The organism is Comamonas sp. SCN 65-56, from assembly GCF_001724135.1.
Lineage (GTDB): Bacteria > Pseudomonadota > Gammaproteobacteria > Burkholderiales > Burkholderiaceae_C > Comamonas_C.
Window position 1 is genome coordinate 33,193 of sequence record NZ_MEDS01000005.1, and the last position, 21,216, is coordinate 54,408.

20 protein-coding genes, 1 other RNA gene and 2 pseudogenes are annotated in these 21,216 nt (G+C 66.0%); 13 read left to right on the forward strand and 10 right to left on the reverse strand.

Translation table 11 applies throughout. From position 1 onward, the window contains the following. The first annotated feature begins 140 nt into the window (after positions 1 to 140). The 8 genes and pseudogenes from ABS45_RS03355 to ABS45_RS03390 all read left to right on the forward strand — a co-directional run bounded on the left by ABS45_RS03355 (position 141) and on the right by ABS45_RS03390 (position 6,547). Complete coding sequence (locus ABS45_RS03355) at positions 141 to 749, forward strand: hypothetical protein (RefSeq protein ID WP_291552958.1); 609 nt, start codon at positions 141 to 143, stop codon at positions 747 to 749. Then, entirely contained in the window at positions 749 to 1,321 is a 573-nt protein-coding gene (locus tag ABS45_RS03360; RefSeq protein WP_291552959.1) for a TlpA disulfide reductase family protein, read from the forward strand. Before ABS45_RS03355 ends, ABS45_RS03360 begins: the two co-directional genes overlap by 1 nt. 101 nt (positions 1,322 to 1,422) lie before the next feature. Next, a complete protein-coding gene (gene accB, locus ABS45_RS03365; RefSeq protein WP_291552961.1) occupies positions 1,423 to 1,893 on the forward strand; it encodes an acetyl-CoA carboxylase biotin carboxyl carrier protein in 471 nt (156 codons plus the stop codon). A 259-nt stretch (positions 1,894 to 2,152) separates the two neighbouring features. Beyond that, positions 2,153 to 3,502, forward strand: a complete 1,350-nt coding sequence (gene accC, locus ABS45_RS03370; protein ID WP_291552964.1) for an acetyl-CoA carboxylase biotin carboxylase subunit — start codon at positions 2,153 to 2,155, stop codon at positions 3,500 to 3,502. Positions 3,503 to 3,515: 13 nt separating this feature from the next. Further along, the gene (prmA, locus tag ABS45_RS03375; protein WP_291553177.1) at positions 3,516 to 4,403 is read left to right on the forward strand and encodes a 50S ribosomal protein L11 methyltransferase; all 888 of its coding nucleotides are present in this window, start codon (positions 3,516 to 3,518) and stop codon (positions 4,401 to 4,403) included. A gap of 42 nt (positions 4,404 to 4,445) precedes the next feature. Then, positions 4,446 to 4,553, forward strand: a pseudogene (locus ABS45_RS03380) (MJ0042-type zinc finger domain-containing protein); the annotation flags it as partial. Between the two features lie 171 nt (positions 4,554 to 4,724). Continuing rightward, on the forward strand, positions 4,725 to 5,630 hold the full coding sequence (locus ABS45_RS03385; protein WP_291553179.1) for a DUF3426 domain-containing protein: 906 nt from the start codon (positions 4,725 to 4,727) through the stop codon (positions 5,628 to 5,630). A gap of 20 nt (positions 5,631 to 5,650) precedes the next feature. Continuing rightward, positions 5,651 to 6,547 carry a carbohydrate kinase family protein gene (locus tag ABS45_RS03390; RefSeq protein WP_291552968.1) on the forward strand — a complete coding sequence of 299 codons (897 nt, stop codon included), beginning with the start codon at positions 5,651 to 5,653 and terminating at the stop codon, positions 6,545 to 6,547. A 54-nt stretch (positions 6,548 to 6,601) separates the two neighbouring features. Here ABS45_RS03390 and ABS45_RS03395 read toward each other — a convergent pair whose 3' ends face one another. From ABS45_RS03395 to ccsA, 6 genes are all read right to left on the reverse strand, one after another. Next, positions 6,602 to 7,054, reverse strand: a complete 453-nt coding sequence (locus tag ABS45_RS03395; protein WP_291552971.1) for a histone — start codon at positions 7,052 to 7,054, stop codon at positions 6,602 to 6,604. 444 nt (positions 7,055 to 7,498) lie between these two features. Then, positions 7,499 to 8,107 (reverse strand): 1,6-anhydro-N-acetylmuramyl-L-alanine amidase AmpD, encoded by a 609-nt coding sequence (gene ampD, locus ABS45_RS03400; protein ID WP_291552974.1) that lies wholly within the window; start codon positions 8,105 to 8,107, stop codon positions 7,499 to 7,501. After that, positions 8,091 to 9,539, reverse strand: a complete 1,449-nt coding sequence (locus ABS45_RS03405; RefSeq protein WP_291552977.1) for a sigma-54 dependent transcriptional regulator — start codon at positions 9,537 to 9,539, stop codon at positions 8,091 to 8,093. The genes ampD and ABS45_RS03405 overlap by 17 nt, the downstream gene beginning before the upstream one ends. 2 nt (positions 9,540 to 9,541) lie before the next feature. Continuing rightward, complete coding sequence (locus tag ABS45_RS03410; RefSeq protein WP_291552979.1) at positions 9,542 to 11,242, reverse strand: PAS domain-containing sensor histidine kinase; 1,701 nt, start codon at positions 11,240 to 11,242, stop codon at positions 9,542 to 9,544. Next, complete coding sequence (locus ABS45_RS03415; RefSeq protein WP_291552982.1) at positions 11,239 to 11,466, reverse strand: PP0621 family protein; 228 nt, start codon at positions 11,464 to 11,466, stop codon at positions 11,239 to 11,241. The genes ABS45_RS03410 and ABS45_RS03415 overlap by 4 nt, the downstream gene beginning before the upstream one ends. Then, positions 11,463 to 12,269: a cytochrome c biogenesis protein CcsA gene (gene ccsA, locus ABS45_RS03420; protein WP_291552983.1), complete on the reverse strand. Its 807-nt coding sequence runs from the start codon at positions 12,267 to 12,269 to the stop codon at positions 11,463 to 11,465. The genes ABS45_RS03415 and ccsA overlap by 4 nt, the downstream gene beginning before the upstream one ends. A gap of 81 nt (positions 12,270 to 12,350) precedes the next feature. On the opposite strand from ccsA, the gene ffh reads away from it, so the two are divergent. Beyond that, positions 12,351 to 13,730 carry a signal recognition particle protein gene (ffh, locus tag ABS45_RS03425; protein WP_291552985.1) on the forward strand — a complete coding sequence of 460 codons (1,380 nt, stop codon included), beginning with the start codon at positions 12,351 to 12,353 and terminating at the stop codon, positions 13,728 to 13,730. Positions 13,731 to 13,873: 143 nt separating this feature from the next. Here ffh and ABS45_RS03430 read toward each other — a convergent pair. The 3 genes and pseudogenes from ABS45_RS03430 to ABS45_RS03440 all read right to left on the reverse strand — a co-directional run bounded on the left by ABS45_RS03430 (position 13,874) and on the right by ABS45_RS03440 (position 16,738). Beyond that, positions 13,874 to 14,858: pseudogene (locus tag ABS45_RS03430) on the reverse strand (DctP family TRAP transporter solute-binding subunit). Between the two features lie 30 nt (positions 14,859 to 14,888). Further along, positions 14,889 to 16,187 (reverse strand): TRAP transporter large permease, encoded by a 1,299-nt coding sequence (locus tag ABS45_RS03435; RefSeq protein ID WP_291552987.1) that lies wholly within the window; start codon positions 16,185 to 16,187, stop codon positions 14,889 to 14,891. Then, a complete protein-coding gene (locus ABS45_RS03440) occupies positions 16,184 to 16,738 on the reverse strand; it encodes a TRAP transporter small permease (RefSeq protein WP_291552989.1) in 555 nt (184 codons plus the stop codon). Before ABS45_RS03440 ends, ABS45_RS03435 begins: the two co-directional genes overlap by 4 nt. 90 nt (positions 16,739 to 16,828) lie before the next feature. On the opposite strand from ABS45_RS03440, the gene ABS45_RS03445 reads away from it, so the two are divergent. Genes ABS45_RS03445 through htpX form a run of 3 tightly spaced genes read left to right on the forward strand, consistent with a single transcriptional unit; the run spans position 16,829 to position 19,478 of the window. Continuing rightward, the gene (locus ABS45_RS03445) at positions 16,829 to 17,779 is read left to right on the forward strand and encodes a LysR substrate-binding domain-containing protein (protein ID WP_291552991.1); all 951 of its coding nucleotides are present in this window, start codon (positions 16,829 to 16,831) and stop codon (positions 17,777 to 17,779) included. Beyond that, the gene (locus ABS45_RS03450) at positions 17,769 to 18,542 is read left to right on the forward strand and encodes a DUF3025 domain-containing protein (protein ID WP_291552994.1); all 774 of its coding nucleotides are present in this window, start codon (positions 17,769 to 17,771) and stop codon (positions 18,540 to 18,542) included. The genes ABS45_RS03445 and ABS45_RS03450 overlap by 11 nt, the downstream gene beginning before the upstream one ends. A 60-nt stretch (positions 18,543 to 18,602) precedes the next feature. After that, positions 18,603 to 19,478 (forward strand): protease HtpX, encoded by an 876-nt coding sequence (gene htpX / locus ABS45_RS03455; protein WP_291552996.1) that lies wholly within the window; start codon positions 18,603 to 18,605, stop codon positions 19,476 to 19,478. On the opposite strand, the gene ABS45_RS03460 is transcribed toward htpX, so the two are convergent. Then, entirely contained in the window at positions 19,459 to 20,826 is a 1,368-nt protein-coding gene (locus ABS45_RS03460; protein WP_291552999.1) for an amidase, read from the reverse strand. The two genes, htpX and ABS45_RS03460, sit on opposite strands and share 20 nt — an antisense overlap. A gap of 70 nt (positions 20,827 to 20,896) precedes the next feature. On the opposite strand from ABS45_RS03460, the gene rnpB reads away from it, so the two are divergent. Beyond that, positions 20,897 to 21,213: RNase P RNA component class A (gene rnpB / locus ABS45_RS03465), an RNA gene on the forward strand. The last annotated feature ends 3 nt before the right edge of the window (positions 21,214 to 21,216 follow it).

The following is a 21,216-nucleotide window of genomic DNA, read 5'->3' on the forward strand; positions in this document are numbered from 1 at the left end:
TGCATGGATATTTGAGTCAAAATGGCCTCCAGCGCTTTGCCGTGAAGCGCTGACAGCTATCAAAATAAAGTTTCCAGCACGCTGCGCATCGCCCTGCTGCGCACCGGCGGTATTCTTGTGGCATCCATCACCTGCACTCCATGCCCAGCCCTGTTTCCGAAGAATTGCTCCAAGCCGCCGCCCGCCTTGCGGTGGATGAAGGCTTTGACTGGGGCAGCGCCAAGCGGCGCGCCGTGCGCGAGCTGGGGCTTCCTGCGCGCACTGCGTTGCCAGACCAGCTGCAAATGGAAGATGCGGTGCGTGCGCACATTGCGCTGTTTCATGCCGATACCCAGCCGGGCGAGCTGCAGGCGCTGCGCCAGCTGGCGCTGGAGTGGATGCGGCGCATGCAGGAGTTTCGCCCCTACCTGGGCGGCGCGGTCTGGTGGGGCACGGCCACGCGACGCAGCGACGTGGTGATTGCGCTGTTTTGCGATGACTCGAAATCGGCGGAGATTGCGCTGCTCAACCAGCAGGTGCGCTACGAGCCGCACACCAGCGTGGGACTGCATGGCGAACCAGTGGAGAGCCTGGCCGTGCTGGTGGGCAGCGCGGCGTTGGCGCAGGAGGTCGTGGTGCAGCTGCAGGTCTACGACCTGGATGATCTGCGCGGCGCCTTGCGCAGCGATCCGCGCGGGCGTGCGCCGCGCGGGGATATGGCCGCGGTGCAAAAACTGCTGGACGCGGGCGGCTCTGGTACGCTTGGATGATGACGGATCAAACTGCGCAACCCTTGGCGGGTTTTGACACTGCGGCAGGCGGATCGCGCCGCTGCTGGCTGACGCTCGGGGTGGCCGGCGCTGCGGCGGCGGCTGGCGCAGGCTTGGCGTGGTGGCGTTTCAGTCCGCGCAGCGCCGATGCGCAGGCGGTGGACCAGTTCTGGGCCTCTGAATTCGAAGGGCTGGATGGCGCTGCGGTCAGCATGGCGGCATTTCGGGGCCGTCCGCTGTTGCTCAATTTCTGGGCCACTTGGTGCCCGCCCTGTGTGCAGGAGTTGCCGCGGCTCAACGCTTTCCATGAGGCGCACAAGGCGGGCGGCTGGCAGGTACTGGGCCTGGCGATCGACCAGCTGGCCAGCGTACGGAAATTTTTGCAGCGCGCGCCCTTGGCTTTCCCGGTGGCGTTGGGCGGCGTCTCCGGTCTGACGCTGGTGCGCGGTTTGGGCAACCCCAATGGCGGCTTGCCGTTCTCGGTGCTTTTTGCGGTCAATGGCGCGATTGCCCAGCGTAAAATCGGCGAACTTTCTTCTGCTGACCTGCAGCAGTGGCGCGACTCACTCTAGGCGCCTGCGCTAGGCTGTCCACTCTAAATCAAAGCCTGATTTTCGCAATTGCGCGTCAATTGCTGTAAATTAGCGTCTTATGGCTTCTTTTTGGAATTTTTATGGATCTGCGAAAACTCAAGACCCTGATCGACCTGGTGTCCGAGTCGAATGTGTCCGAACTCGAGATCACTGAGGCAGAGGGCAAGGTCCGTATCGTCAAGGGCGGCAGCGCCGGTGCTGTTCCGATGCAGCAGGCAGGTATGCAGCCTGTGCTGGCAGTGCCGCCGGCCGCCGTCGCGGCCCCCGTCGTGGCAGCGGCCGCCCCGGTACCCGCGCCGGCGCCTGAGGCACCCGAGGGCAACATCATCAAGTCGCCGATGGTGGGCACCTTCTACCGCTCTTCCAGCCCGGGCGGCACGCCGTTCATCGAAGTGGGCAGCCAGGTCAAGGAAGGCGACGTGATCTGCATCATCGAAGCGATGAAGATTCTCAACGAGATCGAGGCCGATCACAGCGGCACCATTACCCGCGTGCTGGCGGAAAACGGCCAGGCCGTCGAATACGGTCAGGCACTGTTCGTCATTGAATGATGTTCGCGGCCTCTGCGTGAGCGGGGGGCGAGCCCACTAACCGCGAGAACATCATGTTCAAGAAAATTCTGGTTGCCAACCGGGGCGTTCTTGCCGCAGGCAAGGCGAAGCAAATTGCACTGGCGCGGGCGATGAGCTGCGAGAGCACCTATGTTTAAAAAAATCCTGGTCGCCAATCGCGGCGTTCTTGCCGTGGGCAAGGCGAAGCAAATTGCACTGGCGCGCGCCAGCGCGCGGGCGATGAGCCGCGAGGGCACCCATGTTTAAAAAAATCCTGGTCGCCAATCGCGGCGAAATCGCCCTGCGTATCCAGCGTGCCTGCGCCGAGCTCGGTGTCAAGGCCGTGATGGTCTATTCCGAGGCCGACCGCGACGCCAAGTACATCAAGCTTGCCGATGAGGCCGTGTGCATAGGTCCGGCGCCCTCGGCGCAGTCCTACCTCAACATGCCGGCCATCATCTCGGCGGCGGAAGTGACGGACGCCGAGGCGATTCACCCGGGCTACGGCTTCCTGTCCGAGAACGCCGACTTTGCCGAGCGCGTGGAGCAAAGCGGCTTCCAGTTCATCGGCCCGACGCCCGAGAACATCCGCACCATGGGCGACAAGGTCTCGGCCAAGCGCGCCATGATCAAGGCTGGCGTGCCTTGCGTGCCCGGTTCCGACGGCGAGCTGCCCGACGATCCGGCGCAGTGGCGCAAGATCGCCAAGAGCATTGGCTACCCGGTCATCATCAAGGCGGCAGGAGGCGGCGGCGGGCGCGGCATGCGCGAGGTGCACACCGAGGCGGCGCTGGTGAACGCGGTGCAGCTGACCAAGGCCGAGGCCGAGGCGGCTTTCGGCAACGCTGCCGTCTACATGGAAAAATTCCTGCAGAACCCGCGCCACATCGAAATCCAGGTCCTGGCCGACAAGCACAAGAACGGGGTCTACCTGGCCGAGCGCGACTGCTCGATGCAGCGGCGCCACCAGAAAGTCATCGAAGAGGCGCCCGCCATGGGCATCCCGCGCAAGCTGATCGAGAAGATCGGCGAGCGCTGTGTCACCGCCTGCAAGAAGATCGGCTACCGCGGCGCCGGCACCTTCGAGTTTCTGTACGAGAACGGCGAGTTCTATTTCATCGAGATGAACACGCGCGTGCAGGTTGAGCACCCGGTGACCGAATGGATCACTGGTGTGGACATCGTGCGCTGGCAGATCATGGTGGCGGCGGGCGAAAAACTCGGCTTCTCGCAAAAACAGGTGCAGGTGCAGGGCCATGCGATTGAGTGCCGCATCAATGCCGAGGACCCGTACAAGTTCATCCCGTCGCCGGGTCGCATCACCAAATGGCATGCACCCGGCGGACCAGGCGTGCGCGTGGATTCGCACATCTACACCAACTACTTCGTGCCGCCCAACTACGATTCGATGATAGGCAAGATCATCGTGCACGGCGACACGCGCGAACAGGCACTGGCGCGCATGCGCACGGCACTGCGCGAGACGGTGGTGGAGGGCATCTCCACCAATGTCCCGCTGCACAGCGAGCTGATGGTGGATGCGCGCTTTGTCGCTGGCGGCACCAACATCCATTACCTGGAAGAATGGCTGGCGGCGCGCAAGCGCTGAATCCGTCGTGAGCCTGTTCGAGCTGCGCCTGTTGTGTCCCGAGGAGTGTGTCGAGCCGCTGAGCGAGGCTCTGGACGCGCTCGACGCGCTGAGTGTTTCGGTGGAGGATGCCGATGCGCTGACCGAGCATGAGCGGCCGCTGTTCGGCGAGCCCGGCATGCCGTCGCCGCAGCCTGGCTGGCAGCGCAGCCGCATCAGTGCGCTGTTTTCCAGTCGATCTGCGGCCGATGAAGCGGCACGACTGTTGCCATTGCAGGATTTTTTTGCGGGCTGCAGCGTCGCGGGCGTAAGCGCTCTGCCCGATCAGGATTGGGTGCGCCTGACGCAATCGCAGTTCAGCCCGGTCGAAATCACGCCGGATTTCTGGATCGTTCCGAGCTGGCATGAGCCGCCCAAGGCGGCGCGCACCAGCATCCGTCTGGATCCGGGCCTGGCGTTTGGCACCGGAACGCACCCCACCACGCGCATGTGCCTGCGCTGGATTGCGCAGCGCGCGCAGCAGGCGGCGCTGGGTCGAGTGCTCGACTACGGCTGCGGCTCGGGCATCCTGGCGATAGGCGCGGCCAAGTTCGGTGCTCTGGATATCGATGCCGTCGATATTGACGCCGCCGCGGTCGAGGCCACGCTGGCCAATGCCGATGCCAATGCCGTGGTGCTCAAGGCCGGGTTGCCGGACCAGGCGCAGGGCGTGTACCAGACGGTGCTGGCCAACATCCTCGCCACACCGCTGAAGGTGCTGGCGCCGCTGCTGTGCGCCCATGTGGCGACGGATGGCTGGCTGGTGCTTGCCGGAATACTGGAGCGCCAGGCGCAGGAGCTGCGCGAGGCCTACGCGCCGTGGCTTGCGCTGGACGTGGCCGACAGTGAAGACGGCTGGATTTTGATGACCGCCAGGCGCTGAACCACTGCGTGCGGGCATGCGGCTCCCTACAATCGAAAACCGATGAGCCAGGTTACGCGCTGCCCCCATTGCCAGACATCGTTCAAGGTCGTTGCCGACCAGTTGCGTGTCGCGGATGGCTGGGTGCGCTGTGGACAATGCAAGCAGGTTTTTGATGCGTACGAGAGCCTGTTGGAGGCTGGCGATGCGGCCCCACCGGCGCCTTTGTTGTCCTTGCCTGACGAGCTGGCTCTGTCGCCACCCGGGGCCGTAGCGCCTGCTGCGGCGCAAGAGCCACCGATACCCCCCCCGCCTGCAGAGCTGCCCGCGTGGAGATTGCATTTGCACGACCTGGTGGCGGCGCCCGAACAGCCGCAGCCGCCAGATCCCGGGCTTCAGATCGATGTGCTCCCGTCGTATCCCTTTGGTCAGCGCGTGGAACCGGTGCTGGAGCCCGACCCGACCCCGGCCGAGCCCTTGGCGCCCGATCCTTGGGTGCCCGACGCTGTTGAGCCGCAGCCTGACGCCGAGCCCGCATGGGTTGATGCAAGCGCAGCCTTGCCCGAGGTGGAGGGGGCCGCCGAACCGGCGCCCGACAACACCGCGCCGGCCCTGCAGGAACGCTTCCCGGAGCCCGCCTTGGAGGTCGAAGAGACATCCGGCAGCACGGTGCAGCATGAGCTTGCTCCGGAGCCTGACGCGGTGCCAGCTTCAGAGCCCAGCCCGCCCGATTTTGATTTCGTCCGCGCCGCGCGCCGTGGGGCCTTCTGGCGCAAGCCGCTGGTGCGCGCCCTGCTGGCCATCGTGTTTCTTGCGCTGGGGGCACTTCTGGCACTGCAGGTGGCGGTGCAACAGCGCGATTGGCTGGCCGAGGCCTATCCGCCACTGCAGCCCATGCTGAAGCGCCTGTGCGAGCCCTTGCAGTGCGTGGTTGGCGTGCCGCGGCAAATCGCTGACGTGGCAATCGATGCCTCCTCCTTCGCACGCTTGCGCGATGATGAACCGGTGTATGCGCTGCAGTTGACGGTGAAGAGCAGCGCTGCCATCGCGGTGGCCATGCCGGCGTGGGAGCTGACGCTGATCGATGCGCGCGAGCAACCCGTGGTGCGGCGCGTATTGACGGCCGTCGAGCTCGGTGCCCCGGACCGGCTTGCGGCCCGGGGCAGCTGGAGCGGCGCGGTGCAGCTGCGCCTGCAAGAGGGCGCAGCGCGCGTCACCGGCTATCGGCTTCTGGCTTTTTACCCCTGATTTTTTGAACTGGAGCGGCCATGGCGGCACTGATTTGCGGATCGCTGGCGTTTGACACCATCATGACCTTCGAGGGGCGGTTTGCCGACCAGATCCTGCCCGAGCAGCTGCGCATCCTGAACGTGTCATTTCTCGTGCCCACGTTGCGCCGCGACTTCGGCGGTTGTGCCGGCAACATTGCCTACGCGCTCAAGCTGCTGGGCGGTGATCCGCGGCCCATGGCGATGCTCGGCAGCGACGGGGCGGATTACCTGCAGCGCTTGCGAACGCTGGGCATTGCAACGGACACCATCGCGTTGCTCGACGATGTCTATACCGCGCAGGCCATGATCATGACCGACCGCGACAACAACCAGATCACGGCGTTTCATCCTGGCGCCATGATGCAAGCGCATCGCAATCGGATTGCGCGCAACGCCGAATGGTCGATAGGCATCGTTGCGCCGGACGGGCGCGAAGCCATGATCGAGCATGCGGCGCAGATGGTGCAGGCCGGCATCCCGTTCGTGTTCGATCCGGGCCAGGGCCTGCCGATGTTCGATGGTGAAGATCTCCGGCGCTTCATTGGGCAGGCCAGTTGGGTGGCGGTGAACGACTATGAGGGTCGCATGCTGTGCGAACGCACGGGCTGGAACAAGGAGGCGATCTCGCAACAGGTCAAAGGCCTCGTGGTGACGCTGGGTGCGCAGGGGTGCGAGGTGTGGGAAGAGGGCCGGTGTACGCTGGTGCCGCCCGTGAAGCCAGACGCGGTGCTGGACCCTACGGGATGCGGCGATGCCTGGCGCGGTGCCCTGTTGTTCGGGTTGGAGCGCGGCTGGTCGCTGGCGCGCTGTGCTGAATTGGGCAACCGTCTGGGCGCGATCAAGGTCGCCCACCGCGGACCGCAGAACTACACGCTGGATTTCACTGCGCAATAGGCAACGGCTCCTGCAGCCCGAGGACTGCAGGAGCCGCCGTGGCGCATGCCGCGATCAGGGCTTGTTCTGCGTCGGAAATGGCCAAGCTGCCTGTGGGTTCAGGGCTGTCTTCGCCGGTGCGGCTTTCTTGGCGGGCGCAGCCTTTTTGGCCGGTGCGGCGGCCTTCTTCACTGCAGCCTTCTTGGCGGGCGCGGCCTTCTTCGCCGGTGCGGCCTTCTTGGCGGGTGCGGCGGCCTTCTTCGCGGCTACCTTTTTGGCCGGTGCGGCGGCCTTTTTGGCTAGTGCTGCCTTTTTCGCCGGTGCGGCCTTCTTGGCGGGTGCAGCGGCCTTCTTCGCGGCTACCTTTTTGGCCGGTGCGGCGGCTTTCTTGGCTGGCGCTGCCTTTTTCGCCGGAGCGGCCGCCTTCTTGGCGGGCGCAGCGGCCTTCTTCACTGCCGCCTTCTTGGCAGGGGCGGCTTTCTTCGCTGGTGCCGCTTTCTTCGCGGCGGGCTTCTTCGCAGTTGCCATCATGTTCTCCTTGAGTCGATTAGCAAAGAGCACTGCCTGCTTGCATGGCGCATGCAGCGATTCGTGGCGACGTGGCAGCATGCCCGCCGACAGGAATGGGGGAGCGTCCCCCAACCCAGGGCCTTTGGCCTGTGGTCGGTGTGCGGGACGTTGAAAATTTCATCGGTGGTGAGGTGCGGAAAGCCGCTGCAAATACGGTGGCGGATCAGGCCGAGGCCGGTGGCGTGGCGTCGAAAGAAGACGTCGTTGCGCGCCATTGCATGGCGGAATGCAGAGTGTCTTGAGCTTGATGAAGCATGGCAAATCCTGCTGCGAATTATGGGAGCAGTGCTTCAAAATGAAAAGCACTCCAGCCTTGCAAAACAGGGATTTGTTGCTTCAATGCAGCGCTTGGCGCGCGGCTGCGATGCGCCTGAGGAGTTGCGGCGCATGCGCGCGACGTGTTCAGCAACGCCCTCGCGTGGGATGCTGCACGGTGGGCGCGATCATGATGCCCGTGCCTGCGCAATGCTGCGCGAGCCGTTGCCAGTCGAAGGCGTTGCCGGGATCGTGCTTGCGCTGCGGCGCGATGTGTTCATGACCGGCAATATGGCGGATCGGCAAACGCTGCGCCAGCGCATCGCACAGACGCAGCAGCGCGGCGTATTGCGCTGCTTCGAAGCGCTCGCCCTCCAGGCCTTCAAGCTCGATGCCGACCGAGTCGTCGTTGCAGCCATCGCGGCCGCGGTAGTGCGATGCGCCCGCATGCCAGGCACGCTCGTGCACGCTGACGAATTGCCAGACTTCACCGCCGCGGGTGATGAAAAAATGGCTGGAAACCTCCAGGCCGCGGATCTGCTGGTAGTAGGGGTGCGCGTCCCATGGGAGGCAGTTGAGAAACAAGTCCTGCACCGCGCCGGTGCCGTATTCGCCGGGCGGCAGGCTGATCGAGTGCAGAACGATCAGATCGACACAGGCGTGTGCTGGACGCGCGTTGCAGTTGGGCGATGGGCAATGGTGCGCCCACCGCAGCCAGCCGTCGCGCCAGGGGGAGGCATTACGTCGCGGGGGCATCGGGTTCGGTGTGCGCGATCTTCAGGCGCTGCAGGCGATGGCGCAATTGCCGCGCGCTCAGGCCAAGCTGCGCCGCTGCCGCTGCCGGATCGTTGTCCGTTTCACTGAGCGTGCGCAGCAGGATCTCGCGCTCGCTGGCATCCAGCCAGGCTTGCAATGTGTGCGGTTGGGCGGACGTTGTGGATGGCTGCTCCGGGACGGCGCGCTTGGCGGCAGCGGCAGGCATTGGCGTACTTGCGTGGGGCTGGCCGCTGAAGGGCGGAATCTGCAGCATGCCGGCTTCGCTCAGCGCCATGGCCCGGTGCAGCAGGTTCTCCAACTCGCGCACGTTGCCCGGCAGCGGGTACTGGGCAATGCGCTGCAGCGCCGCCTCGTCCAGCACGGGTGCAGGCATGCCCGATTCGGCAGCGATGCGGGCGAGCAGCGCCGCACACAGCGCCGGCAGATCACCCAGGCGTTCGCGCAGCGGGGTGATGGTGAGCTCGATGACATTGAGCCGGTAATACAGATCCTGGCGAAACCGCCCCTGCTGCACGTCCGCGGCGAGGTCGCGATGGGTGGCGCTGACGATGCGCACGTCCACTGCTTCTTCCTGCGTTGAGCCGAGCGGGCGCACCGTGCGTTCCTGGATGGCGCGCAACAGGCGCGGCTGCATCGACAGCGGCAGCTCGCCGATCTCATCGAGAAACAGCGTGCCGCCGCGCGCTGCCTGAAAAAAACCTTCGCGGTCCTGAGTGGCGCCGGTGTAGGAGCCCTTGCGTGCGCCGAAAAATTCGGATTCGAGCAGCGCCTCGGGGATGGCGCCGCAGTTCACCGCAACAAACGGGCCGTGGCTGCGCTGGCTGCTGGCGTGCAGGGCACGCGCGACGAGCTCCTTGCCGGTTCCCGATTCGCCACGCACCAGCACCGGCGCCATGCTGCGCGCCACCTTGACGATGTCGGTCTTGAGCCGGCGCATGGCGTCGGACTCGCCGACGATCTGCGCCAGGGCAGCTGTCTCGGTGGGGGCATGCGGCGTGTTCTGCGGTCTGCGTGCGGCAATCGGCAATGGCGCGGCGCCACCCTGCACCGCCGAGGCCACGACGCTGCGGAACTGCTTGAGATCCACCGGCTTGGTGAGGTAATCAAACGCTCCGGCGCGCAGCGCCTCGACGGCGTTTTCCGCTGAACCATAGGCCGTCATCACGATGCAGCGCTCGCTGCGCTGTTGCTCGCGCAGCTCGTGCAGCAGCAGCATGCCCAGCCCGTCGGGCAGGCGCATGTCGGTGATCATCACGTCAAAGCGCTGCTGCGCAAGCAGGCTGCGAGCCTGCGCCAGATCGGCCGCGGTTTCCACCCGGTAGCCCTCGCGCAGCAGCGTCAGCTCGCACAGGGTGCGCAAGTCCGGCTCGTCGTCGACGACCAGGACGCGGGTGGGGGCAGGGGTGCTCATGGCTAGACCACGATTGTGTCAAACAGCGCGGCCGAACCGGCGGGGCGGCTCGCAGCGCGGAAGGTGATGGTGAAGGCGTTGCCTTGCGTGCTGCCGCCGGCCGTGACCAGAGGTTTGCGTGCGTAGTGCAGCCGCGCGCCGTGGCGCTGGCAGAGCTCGCGGCTGATGTACAGGCCCAGGCCGCTGGAGCGGCTCTCCGACGAGAAGAACGGCTCGAACAGATGCTGTTCGACCGATCTTTCCAGTGGCACTCCGTCACTCCAGACCTGCACGTAGGCGGGTGCGCCGCCGCCGCCCTGCGTGAGTACCTGCAGGGCATCGGGCGCGCCACTGGCGTAGCGCTGCGCGTTGTCCAGCAGGTTCACCAGCACGCGGCGCAGGTGCTCGGCATCGAAGGGCACTTGCGTATCTGGCGCCTGCAGCGTGACGCTGGGTGCGCGGTCGGGATGCGAAGCCTGCCACTCGTGCACGATGCGTTGCACGGCAGAATCCAGCGCGAGCGCGGTCGAGCCCGCGTGCCCCATCTGGTGCTGCACGCGGGCGATGTCCAGCACATCTTCGGTGATGCGCGTGAGCCGCTCGGCGTTCTGGCGCACCATCTCCGCCAGGCGCTGTTGCCCGGTGTCGGTCAACTCTTCCTGCAAAAGCTGGATGGCTTGCACTATTGCCGTCAGCGGGTTGCGGATTTCATGCGCAACGGCGGCAGACATGCGGCCCATGGCCGCCATTTTCTCGGTGCGCAGCTGCGCTTCCATCGCGCGCAGGTCTTGCAGAAACACCACGCACAGGACGTCAAGGTCGTCACCCTGTGCGCGATGGTGTGTCGTCGTCAGCCAGGTGCGCGTGCGCAAGCCCATGGGGCTCTGGCCTTCGTGCAGGATGGTGATGTCCGCTGCCTGCGCCTGCGCCTCGGAAAACGTCTGATGCACCAGCTGAACCAGGGGTTGCCAGCGCGCCTCCGGTGCAAGCGCGAGCGGCGTGCCGCCCGGCGTGGACTGCCCCAGCAGAACCTGGGCCATCGGGTTGGCCAGCCGCACCTGGCTGCGCCGATCCAGCACCAGGATGCCATCGCTGGCATGTTCCATCACCATATGGCTGATGGCCTCTTGCGTGCGTGCGGCGATGCGGCTTTGTTCGGCGTGCTGCTGCTCGCGCAGCAGGCGGGCCGATAGTTGGTGCGCCAGCCAGGCCACGATGAAGTAGGCGGTGCCCGTGAGGGCGGCGCCCAGGTAGGGGCCGGTTGTGTCGCTGCCACTGCGTACGCCAGCCCACCACGCCAGCGCCAGCAGCGCGATCGTTGCCGCAGCCGCGGTGCCGAGGGCGGTGGTGCGTGTTCCCAGCACGCCAGCCATCAGTACGGAAAAACCGTACAGCGGCGCGTAGTTCATCGGGTCTTGCGATTGCAATTGCAGCCACTGCAGTCCGGTCCAGGTGATGAGGTCAATTCCTATGGATGACAGCCAGCGCACGCTGGCGTGCCGCGGCGCGGGCGAGGTCGGGTGCAACCAGCGCAGCGCCACGGTTGCCGCGAGGTAGGCGCCTCCGGCGCCGAGCAGGGCGGCAGTGACCGGCTGGCCCAGCGCTAGGCCGGCAAGCTGCAGCGCCAGCAACGCTACAGCGACCAGCACCCGGGCGGAGAGAAAACCGCTCCACAGCCGGGTGAAGGCCTGGCCTTCGGCAGGCGTGGCGGCACGGGTCGTCAAGCCGGGCCCTGTTCGCGGTGTGCGGCGCAGCAGTAGTAGCGCGTGCCCGCCGGCAGTGCATCGGTTTGCGGAAGGTGCACGCCACAGTGCGCGCAGGCCACCATGGCTTGCGGCGCCTGCGCGGCGGTCGGTTTGCGCCGGGGCGCTGCAGGCGGCTTGCGCTGACTGCGCACGAGCGCGTAGACCACGGCGGCAATCGCGACGATCAGCAGGTACTTGCTCACGTCGCGCGCCCCAGAATGATTTCAAGCACGAAGCGCGAACCCACGTAGGCCAGCAGCAGCAGCGCCGCGCCGACATAGAGCACGTGCACCGCCTTGCGCCCGCGCCAGCCAAAGCGCGAGCGCCCAATCAGCAGCACCGCAATCGTCGCCCACGCGAGCACCGAGAACACCGTCTTGTGATCCCACTTGGGCGCGTGGCCATAGAGCTGCTCGCCGAACAGCCAGCCTTCGGCGAGCGTGGCCGTGAGCAGGATGAAGCCGGCGGTGATGAAGCGAAACGTCAGGCGCTCCAGCGCCAGCAGCGGCATGCGCCCCTGCATTTCGGCCGCCTGGCGGATGCGCTGCTCGGCACGCACCATCAGCCAGGCGTGCACCACCGCCGCGGCGAACAGACCGTAACTGGCGATGCCGAAAGTGAGATGCAGAGCGAGCCAGGGTGAGGCGCGCTCCTCCAGCGGCAGACCCGGGAATGCGGCCGCCGCCAGCACCACCAGCGCGGCGAGCACGGCCATGACGACGACCGCGCCGCGCGACTGCATTTGCGGCAGCAACTGGTGCTCCACCGCGTAGGTGGCCAGCACCAGCCACAGCGTCATCGACAGCGCGGGGGCAAAGCCGAAGTGCGGGCTTGCGCCCAGCAGCCCCGCAGCCAGCGCCATCGCATGCAGCAGCCAGCCGGGCGTCATGGCCAGGCGCTGCGCATGGCCCGATGCCTTGCGCCCCATGATGACCGGCGCCATGTAGGCCAGCGCCGCAGTGCCTGCCAGCAGCCATCCCGGCGATGATGCGGTCGGTAAAATCATGATCCCATCAGTTTAGCCTCTGGGTGGTTGTTCCAGAGCGCGTCAACCGGGGCGTTTCGGCCCCGCAGGAGCATCCACCGCATGGCGTCCGCACTCACCGACAAGCTCTCGCGTCTTGTAAAGCAGATGCGCGGCCAGGCGCGCATCACCGAAGCCAACGTGCAGGACATGCTGCGCGAAGTGCGCATGGCGCTGCTCGAAGCCGACGTGGCCCTGCCCGTGGTGCGCGACTTCATCGGCCGCGTGAAAGAGAAAGCGCTGGGCCAGGAGGTGCTGGGCAGCCTGAAACCCGGCCAGGCGCTGGTCGGCATCGTCAACAAGGAGCTCGCCGCCACCATGGGCGAGGGTGTGGCCGACATCAACCTCGCTGCCCAGCCGCCCGCCGTGATCCTGATGGCCGGCCTGCAGGGCGCGGGCAAGACCACGACGACGGCCAAGCTCGCCAAGCACCTGCAAGAGAAGCGCAAGAAGAAGGTGCTCACCGTCTCTGGCGACGTCTATCGCCCGGCAGCGATCGAGCAGCTCAAGACCGTCACCAAACAGGCTGGCGCCGAATGGTTTGCCAGCACGCCCGACCAGAAGCCGCGCGACATCGCACTGGCCGCGCTGGATTACGCGAAAAAGCATTACTTTGACGTGCTGCTGGTCGATACCGCCGGGCGCCTGGCGATCGACGAAGTGCTGATGCAGGAAATCAAGGATCTGCACGCCGTGCTGAACCCGGTGGAGACGCTATTCGTCGTCGATGCCATGCAGGGCCAGGATGCGGTCAACACCGCCCGCGCCTTCAAGGAGGCGCTGCCGCTGACCGGCATCGTGCTCACCAAGCTGGACGGCGACTCGCGCGGCGGCGCGGCGCTGTCGGTGCGGGCGGTCACCGGCGCGCCGATCAAGTTCGCTGGCGTCTCCGAAAAAATCGACGGTCTGGAGGTGTTTGATGCCGAGCGCCACGCCGGACGCATTCTGGGCATGGGCGACATCGTTGCACTGGTCGAGCAGGTGGCCCAGGGTGTCGACATCGAGGCCGCGCAAAAGCTCGCCGCCAAGGTAAAGAGCGGCGATGGTTTTGACCTCAACGACTTCCTCGGTCAGTTGCAACAGATGAAGCAGATGGGCGGGCTGTCCAGCCTCATGGACAAGTTGCCGTCCCAGCTCACGGCCAAGGCCGGCGAGATGGACATGGACAAGGCAGAGCGCGACATTCGGCGCAAGGAAGGCATCATTTGCAGCATGACGCCGCTGGAGCGCCGCAAGCCCGACCTCATCAAGGCCACGCGCAAGAAGCGCATTGCCGGCGGCGCCGGCGTGCAGGTGCAGGAGGTCAACCGCCTGCTCAAGGAGTTCGAGCAAATGCAGGCGATGATGAAGAAGATGAAGGGCGGCGGCCTGATGAAGCTGATGAAGAAGATGGGTGGGATGAAGGGCATGAAGGGCGGCGGTTTGCCCGGGATGCCGTTTTGACCTGCCGCCGCCGCTGGTGTTGCAGCAGCCAATCATCGAGCGCCTGGAGACTGCACTGGTTGCTTTTCGTGATGTGAAATACCCATGAAAATAGCTGATAGCGTCCGTCTAACAAGCGCTATCAGCTATCGTTTCAGAACTCTTTACTTCTTGCGCTCGGCGATCGACTTCTCGGCCTGGTTGACCAGGTCGGTGCCGATCTGGCCCTTCCACTTGTTGAACACGCCGCGCGTGGCCTTCACGAAGGCGTCGCGCTCGGTGGGGCTCAGTTGGGTGACTGTCACGCCCAGGCCTTCGATCTGCTTGAGCAGGGGCTTGTCGGCTTCCACCACGCCCTTGCGCGCCAGGGCAATTTGCTCTTGGCCCGCTTCAATGGCGGCCTGGCGCACGGCCTCGCGGTCGGTGGGGGTCCAGCTGTTCCAGACTTCCTTGTTGACCACGAAGATCAGCGGATCGGCGATGTAGCCCCACAGCGTCAGGTACTTCTGGCTGACGTTTTGCAGCTTGGCGGCGGTGAAGATGGAGAGCGGGTTTTCCTGCCCGTCCACCGCGCCGCTGGCCATGGCGGGTTGGGCGTCGGCCCAGCTCATCTGCGTGGGGTTGGCACCCAGTGCGGTGAAGGTATCGAGGAACAGGGGCGAGCCGACGACGCGGATCTTCAGGCCCTTGAGGTCGGCTGGGCTCTTGATGGCGTGCTTGGAATTGGAGATTTCGCGGTAGCCGTTCTCGCCCCAGGCCAGCGGCACCACGCCAGCCTTGTCCAGCGTGGTGAACAGGCTCTTGCCCACCGGCCCTTGGGTGAGGGCGTCGATCGCCGCGTAGTCCGGCATCAGGAAGGGCAGCGAGAACAGATTGAGCTGCTTGACCTGGGGCGACCAGTTGATGGTGGAGCCGATGGCCATGTCGATCACGCCCTGGCGCAGCGCGGAGAACTCGCGCGTCTGGTCGCCCTGGATCAGCGACACGCCGGGGTAGAGCTTGATGTTGATGCGCCCCTGGGTTGCCCAGCACCAGCGACATGCGGTATTCGCTCTTGTAGTTGCTCGCCTGCTGGGCGAAGCTGGGCGCGGAAAACACCAGCGCGGTGGCCGCGGCGGCGGCGCTGGCAAGGAAGGTGCGAAGTTTCATGGGACAAGTCTCCTGGTGCGGGTTGGAAAATCAGTAGCCCAGCTGCGTCGGCAACCAGAGCGAAATTTGCGGGAAGGCCACCACGATGAGCGTGGCCAGCGTCATGGCCAGCACCATCCACAGCACCCAGCGCGTGGTGGCTTCCATGCGCACATTGGCTATTTTTGCGGCCACCATCAGGTTCACGGCCATGGGCGGGGTGAACTGGCCGATGGCGATGCACAGCACCAGGACGGTGCCGAACCAGACGGTGTCCCACTGGTAGTGCAGCAGCAGCGGCATGGCCAGGGGCACGAAGATCAGCATGATGGAAATGCCATCCAGGAGCATGCCCATGACGAGCAGCAGCACCAGGATGCAGGTCATCACCGCCCATTCGCTCATGCCCGATTGCACGATGGCCCGGGTGATGGGGTCGATCACGCCCAGCGTGGAGAGAGAGAACGCGAAGATGCCGGCGAGCGAGACCACGATGAGGATCACCGCCGAGAGCTCGCCCGCCTCGCGCAGGATGGTGAACAGATCGCGCACGCCGATGGTGCGGTGCACCACCATGCCGACGAAGAGGCCGTAGAACACCGCCACCACCGCCGCCTCGGTGGGCGTGAACCAGCCCATGCGCATGCCGCCGAGGATCACCACCGGTGCCATCAGGCCCCAGGAGGCCTCGCGCAGGCTCTTCCAGAACGGCGGGCGCGGCTCGCCGGCTTCGTTCTGTCCCATCTTGTGCCGGCGCGAGAGCCATACCGCCGGAATGATGAGTGCCAGGCCCGCGAGGATGCCGGGGAGCATGCCGGCGACAAAGAGGGCGGGTACCGACGCGCCAGAGACCAGCACCGAATAGACGATGAAGGCGATCGAGGGCGGGATCAGGATGTCGGTGGAGGCGGCAGCCGCCACCACGCTGGCGGAAAACGCTGCCGGGTAGCCCGCGCGGCTCATCGCCGCGATCATCACGCCGCCGACGGCCGCCGCCGTGGCCGGGCCCGAGCCCGAGATGCCGCCCATGAACATCGCCACGCTGATCGCCACCAGCGGCAGCATGCCCGGCCCGCGCCCGACGATGGCCACGGCGAAATTCACAAGGCGCAGCGCCACGCCCGAGCGGTCGAAAATCGAGCCCACGAGCACGAACATCGGAATCGCCAGCAGCGGGTATTTGCCCAGGCCAGCGTAAAAGTTCTGCGGCACGGCGAGCAGGCCGAACCACTGCGTATCCTGGTTGGCCAGCGCGATGGCGGCCGCGCCTGCCAGGCCCAGGGCAGCGCCTATGGGCACGCCCAGGAACATGAAGACGACAAACGCCGTGAACAGCAGCGTCGCGATCATGCGCCGCGCTCCGCGTCCCGGGCCAGGTACTCGGCATCGCTCTGGCGCGAGCGGCGCCGGAACAGGCCGATGGCGCGCGCCGCGATCAGCGCCGAGAGAATCGGCAGCCAGATCGAATACCACCAGGTCGGAACGCCAATGCCGGGCGAGGTTTCCTCGTAGCGAAAATCGTCCCAGACCACGCGCACGCTGATCACCGCGATGAAGGCAAACAGCAGCGCCACCAGCGCCGCGCCCAGCTGCGCCAGGCGCCGACGCCGCTGCGCCGAGCCGCCCTCGGCGAAAAATTCGATGCGGATGTGCGTGTCGCGCGCCACCGCCGACGCGCCGCCCACCATCGCCAGCACGATCATCAGGAAGACCGAAATTTCCTCGGTCCAGGCAAACGAGGCGTCGGTGAAATAGCGCACCAGCACGTTGGCGAAGGTGATCAGCGCCAGCAGCGCCATGGTGATTACCGTCACCCAGTCTTCGAAGCGCAGCGAGCGCTGCAGGCCGGTCACGGCGGGCGGTTCGGAGGGCGTGGGGGAGGAAGGCGGGGTGGCGGCCATGGGGTGTATTGGCGAGCGGTGGTCTGTGGCTGCGGGTCTGCAGCGCAGTCGCGCATTGTGCACGCCTGAGGCCACCGGATAATGCACGCCATGGAAACCAAATGGCTTGAAGACTTCGTCAGCCTGGCCGAAACGCGCAGCTTCAGCCGCTCGGCGCAACTGCGCCACGTGACGCAGCCGGCGTTCTCGCGCCGCATCCAGGCGCTCGAAGCCTGGGCGGGGACCGACCTGGTCGATCGCACCTCTTACCCCACGCGCCTCACGGCCGCGGGTGACACGCTGTATGACCAGGCGCTGGAGGTGCTGCAAACCTTGCAGAACACCCGGGCGGTGCTGCGCGCCCACACCGCACCCAGTGACGACGTGATCGAATTCGCCGTGCCGCACACGCTCGCGCTGACCTTCTTCCCCACCTGGGTGACCAGCCTGAGAAAAGGCTTCGGGCCGCTCAAGAGCCGATTGATCGCGCTCAATGTGCACGATGCCGTGGTGCGCCTGATGGAAGGCAGTTGCGATGTGCTCATCACCTACCACCACCCGTCGCAGCCGCTGCAGCTCGATCCGCAGCATTTCGACATGATCCTGATCGGCGAGGAGCCGATTGCGCCCTACGCCAAGGCGGGCAGTGATGGCGAACCGATCTTTCGCCTGCCCGGCACCGCGGCCGAGCCACTGCCTTTTCTTGGCTATGCCCCTGGCGCCTACCTGGGCCGCATGACCGATCTGGTGTTGCGCCAGGCGGGCAGCGCCGTGCATCTGGACCGCGTCTACGAGACCGACATGGCCGAGGGGCTCAAGGCAATGGCGCTGGAGGGCCACGGGATCGCGTTTTTGCCGCACAGCGCGGTGCGGGCGGAAGTGCGCGGGCGCAAGCTCGTGAGCGCAGCGCCCAAGGAAGACCCCGACAGTCTTCGCATGGTGATGGAAGTGCGCGCCTACCGCAAAAAGCCCTCGCGGCGCGAACCGGCCAAGGGCCTGACGCAGTCGCTCTGGGATTACCTGGGCACCCAGGCCGGCAATCCTGCGGGCGATGGCGTTTGAGGTTCGCTTTGGCGAACCCGCCTGGGCGCAGGGCATCGCCTGGGACGCACCGTGGCTGGCGGACTACGCTCCGCTCGGGCGCCTCGCCGCGCAAGCCATCGCGCAGGGCAGCCGGGTAGAAGACGCGCTGATGGCGCAGGCGCCTGCACTGTTACCGGTGCGCTTTGTCCCGCAGGCTCACCTGCCCGCAGGCATGACCTACGAGGCCTTCATTGCCGCGCGCCGCGAGGTGCCCACGCGCAGCAATCTGCATGATTTTTTCAACGGTCTCGTCTGGCTGCACTGGCCGCTGGCCAAGGCGCGGCTCAACGCCTTGCAGGCCGAGGCGCTGGCGCAGGGTGGTGTGGGCGCCACGCGCGGGCCGCTGCGCGATGCGGCGACGGTGTTCGACGAAAACGGCGCGCTGCTGCTGGCGCCCGAGCCGCTGTGGCAGGCGCTGCGCGCACGCGACTGGCGGCGGCTTTTCGTGCAGTTGCGCCCGCTCTGGCGCGAGGCGCGCCTGTGGCTGTTCGGCCATGCCTTGATGGAAAAGCTGTTTTCACCAAGAAAACAGCTTGTAGCGCATGTCTATCAAGCGCAAACAGCTATTGAAACAATAGAGTCGCTGGATGCCTGGCTGGCGCGCGATTTGACGCCGCACCACCTTGCCGGCAAGCCGTTCGCGCCGCTGCCGGTGCTGGGCGTGCCCGGCTGGTGCGGCGAAAACGCGAACTTTCGCTTTTATGATGACTCCACGGTGTTCCGCCCGCCGCGTACCTCTTGAAGTGCGCGGCGTCTCCCCTCATCTTCCCCGCCAACTTCCTTCCTTTCTGGAGCCTGTTGCATGAAACGCATCGCGTTGTTTCTCCTGACCAATATCGCCGTCGTCGCGGTACTGGGTGTCGTCGCCAGCCTGCTGGGCGTCAACCGCTACCTCACGGCCAACGGCCTGGACTTGACCAGCCTGCTCGGCTTTGCGCTCGTCATGGGATTTGGCGGCTCCATCATTTCCTTGCTCATGAGCAAGATGATCGCCAAGATGAGCATGGGCGTGCAAATCATCAGCGCACCGCGCAATGCCGATGAGGCCTGGATCGTCGAGACCGTGCGCGAGCTGGCCGACAAGGCCGGCATTCAAATGCCCGAGGTCGGCATCTACGAGGGCGAGCCCAATGCCTTTGCCACCGGCGCGTTCAAGAATTCGGCGCTGGTGGCCGTCTCCACCGGCCTGCTTTCGGGCATGACGCGCGACGAGGTGCGCGCGGTGCTGGGCCACGAGATCGCCCACGTCGCCAATGGCGACATGGTGACGATGACCTTGATCCAGGGCGTGATGAACACCTTCGTCGTGTTTGCCTCGCGCGCCATCGGCTATCTGGTGGACAGCTTCCTGCGCCGCGGTGACGACCGCAATAGCGGCCCCGGCATCGGCTACATGGTGACCACGCTGGTGCTCGATATCGTCTTCGGCTTTGTCGCCGCGATCATCGTCGCCTGGTTCTCGCGCCAGCGCGAATTCCGCGCCGACGCCGGTTCGGCGCAACTGCTGGGCCAGACGCAGCCCATGATCAACGCGCTGTACCGCTTGGGCGGCATGCAGCCGGGCGAACTGCCCAAGAGCATGCAGGCCATGGGCATCGCGGGTGGCATAGGCGCGCTGTTTTCCTCGCACCCGCCGATCGAGCAGCGGGTAGAGGCGCTCAAGGCGCTGCGCGGCTGAGTTCTTTCTCCACGGCCAGTGCCAGCGCCAGCAGGCGCGCATCGTGTCCGCCCGGTGCGGCCAGACTCAGCCCGCAGGGTGGCTCGCCCTTTTGGTGCATGGGCAGCGATACCGCGCAGCCATCGAGGAAATTCACCAGCGTGGTGTTGCGCAGGATCAGCGCATTGGCGGCGGCAAACGCCTCGTCACTTGCCACCAGCGGTGCAATCTCGGGTGCCACGACGGGCACCGTCGGCATAACGAGGGCGTCGTAATCTGCCAGTGCTGCCTGCATGGCCGCGATCCAGCGCTGGCGTGCGGCCAGCAGATCGATGTAATCGGCCGCGTTCATGCGGCTGCCCACCAGTATGCGCGCGGCCACGCGCGGGTCGTATTCGCCTTGCCGTGCGGGCAGGTAGCGCCGGTGCCAGGCCCAGGCCTCGGCGTTGGCCAGGGTGCCTTGGGCGTGGATGCCGGCCAGTGCATCCAGCGGCGCCAGCGCCGCGTGCGTGATGCGCGCGCCCGCCTGCGACAGGCGCGACAGCGCCCGCTCCCAGGCGGTGCCCACCTGGTGATCCATGCCAGCCAGCACGTAATTCGTCGGCGCCAGCAGCCGCATGGATGCAATCGCTGCGGGCATGGGCTCGGCGAATGGCTCGCCCGCGAGGAGGCTGTCCAGCAGCGCGCAGCAGCGCACCGAGGGCGCGAGTGGCCCGATCGAATCCAGCGTGGTCGAGAGCGGGATGGTGCCTGCGCTGGGTACGCGCCGGGCCGTTGGCTTGAAGCCGGTGAGACCGCACAAAGCCGCAGGAATGCGCACCGAGCCGCCGGTGTCGGTGCCTATGGCCGCGAGCGCCATGCCGTCGGTGACGCTGATGGCAGCCCCCGAGGATGAGCCGCCCGGGATGCGCCCGTCGCCTTCGCGCGCCCAGGGGTTGCGCGGCGTGCCGTAGTGCGGATTGATGCCGATGCCGGAAAAGGCGAACTCCGTCATGTTGGTCGTGCCGACGATCACGGCGCCGGCCGCACGCAAGCGGTCGACGATGGGTGCATTGCGCGTTGCCGGCGGCTCGCTGCGCAACAAGCGTGAGCCGGCGCGTGTGACGTGGCCTGCAATGTCGAACAGGTCCTTGACCGATATCGGCAGCCCCTCGATCGGCGAGCGCGCGAGGCCTGCAGCGCGCAGGGTGTCGCTGGCATGCGCTTCGGCCCGGGCGCTGTCGTGCAACACGCGGGTGCAGGTTTTTGGCCCTTCGCCTTCGCTGGCACGGGCCAGCGCGGTCTCCGTGAACTGCACGGCGCTGGTGGCGCCACGCGCAAGCTGCGCCGCGGCATCGGCAAGGGAGGTCAGGGGGACGAATGCAGACATGGTCTCAGGCTCCGGTCGAGAGCGTGGCTATCGCACCTATCCTAGCCTGATCGCGGATAATTGCCGCAGTGAAGCCCGCCAGACCGCCGCTGGGGCAATTTGGGAAACCAAGCCCTGGAGGAACGTCCGGACTGCACAGGGCGGCGTAGCAGCTAACGGCTGTCCACCGTGAGGTGAGGATCAGAGCAACAGAGACGAGCCGATTCAGTTCGGGTGCAACGGGCAATCTCTACGCGCAGCAACACCAAGTAGGCACACGTTGACGGGGCCCCCGGAGTGTGCGGGTAGGTGGCATCGAGCTGGGTGGGCGACCCCCGGCCCAGAGTAATGGCGGTCACATGCGGGCAACCGCATGCACAGAATCCGGCTTATCGGTGGGCTTCACACTTT

Coding starts and splice junctions, on each gene's coding strand:
- ABS45_RS03355 (WP_291552958.1), top strand. CDS start 141: ATGCCCAGCCCTGTTTCCGAAGAATTGCTCCAAGCCGCCGCCCGCCTT.
- ABS45_RS03360 (WP_291552959.1), top strand. CDS start 749: ATGACGGATCAAACTGCGCAACCCTTGGCGGGTTTTGACACTGCGGCA.
- accB (WP_291552961.1), top strand. CDS start 1,423: ATGGATCTGCGAAAACTCAAGACCCTGATCGACCTGGTGTCCGAGTCG.
- accC (WP_291552964.1), top strand. CDS start 2,153: ATGTTTAAAAAAATCCTGGTCGCCAATCGCGGCGAAATCGCCCTGCGT.
- ABS45_RS03390 (WP_291552968.1), top strand. CDS start 5,651: ATGGCGGCACTGATTTGCGGATCGCTGGCGTTTGACACCATCATGACC.
- ABS45_RS03395 (WP_291552971.1), bottom strand. CDS start 7,054: ATGGCAACTGCGAAGAAGCCCGCCGCGAAGAAAGCGGCACCAGCGAAG.
- ampD (WP_291552974.1), bottom strand. CDS start 8,107: ATGCCCCCGCGACGTAATGCCTCCCCCTGGCGCGACGGCTGGCTGCGG.
- ABS45_RS03405 (WP_291552977.1), bottom strand. CDS start 9,539: ATGAGCACCCCTGCCCCCACCCGCGTCCTGGTCGTCGACGACGAGCCG.
- ccsA (WP_291552983.1), bottom strand. CDS start 12,269: ATGATTTTACCGACCGCATCATCGCCGGGATGGCTGCTGGCAGGCACT.
- ffh (WP_291552985.1), top strand. CDS start 12,351: ATGGCGTCCGCACTCACCGACAAGCTCTCGCGTCTTGTAAAGCAGATG.
- ABS45_RS03435 (WP_291552987.1), bottom strand. CDS start 16,187: ATGATCGCGACGCTGCTGTTCACGGCGTTTGTCGTCTTCATGTTCCTG.
- ABS45_RS03440 (WP_291552989.1), bottom strand. CDS start 16,738: ATGGCCGCCACCCCGCCTTCCTCCCCCACGCCCTCCGAACCGCCCGCC.
- ABS45_RS03445 (WP_291552991.1), top strand. CDS start 16,829: ATGGAAACCAAATGGCTTGAAGACTTCGTCAGCCTGGCCGAAACGCGC.
- ABS45_RS03450 (WP_291552994.1), top strand. CDS start 17,769: ATGGCGTTTGAGGTTCGCTTTGGCGAACCCGCCTGGGCGCAGGGCATC.
- htpX (WP_291552996.1), top strand. CDS start 18,603: ATGAAACGCATCGCGTTGTTTCTCCTGACCAATATCGCCGTCGTCGCG.
- ABS45_RS03460 (WP_291552999.1), bottom strand. CDS start 20,826: ATGTCTGCATTCGTCCCCCTGACCTCCCTTGCCGATGCCGCGGCGCAG.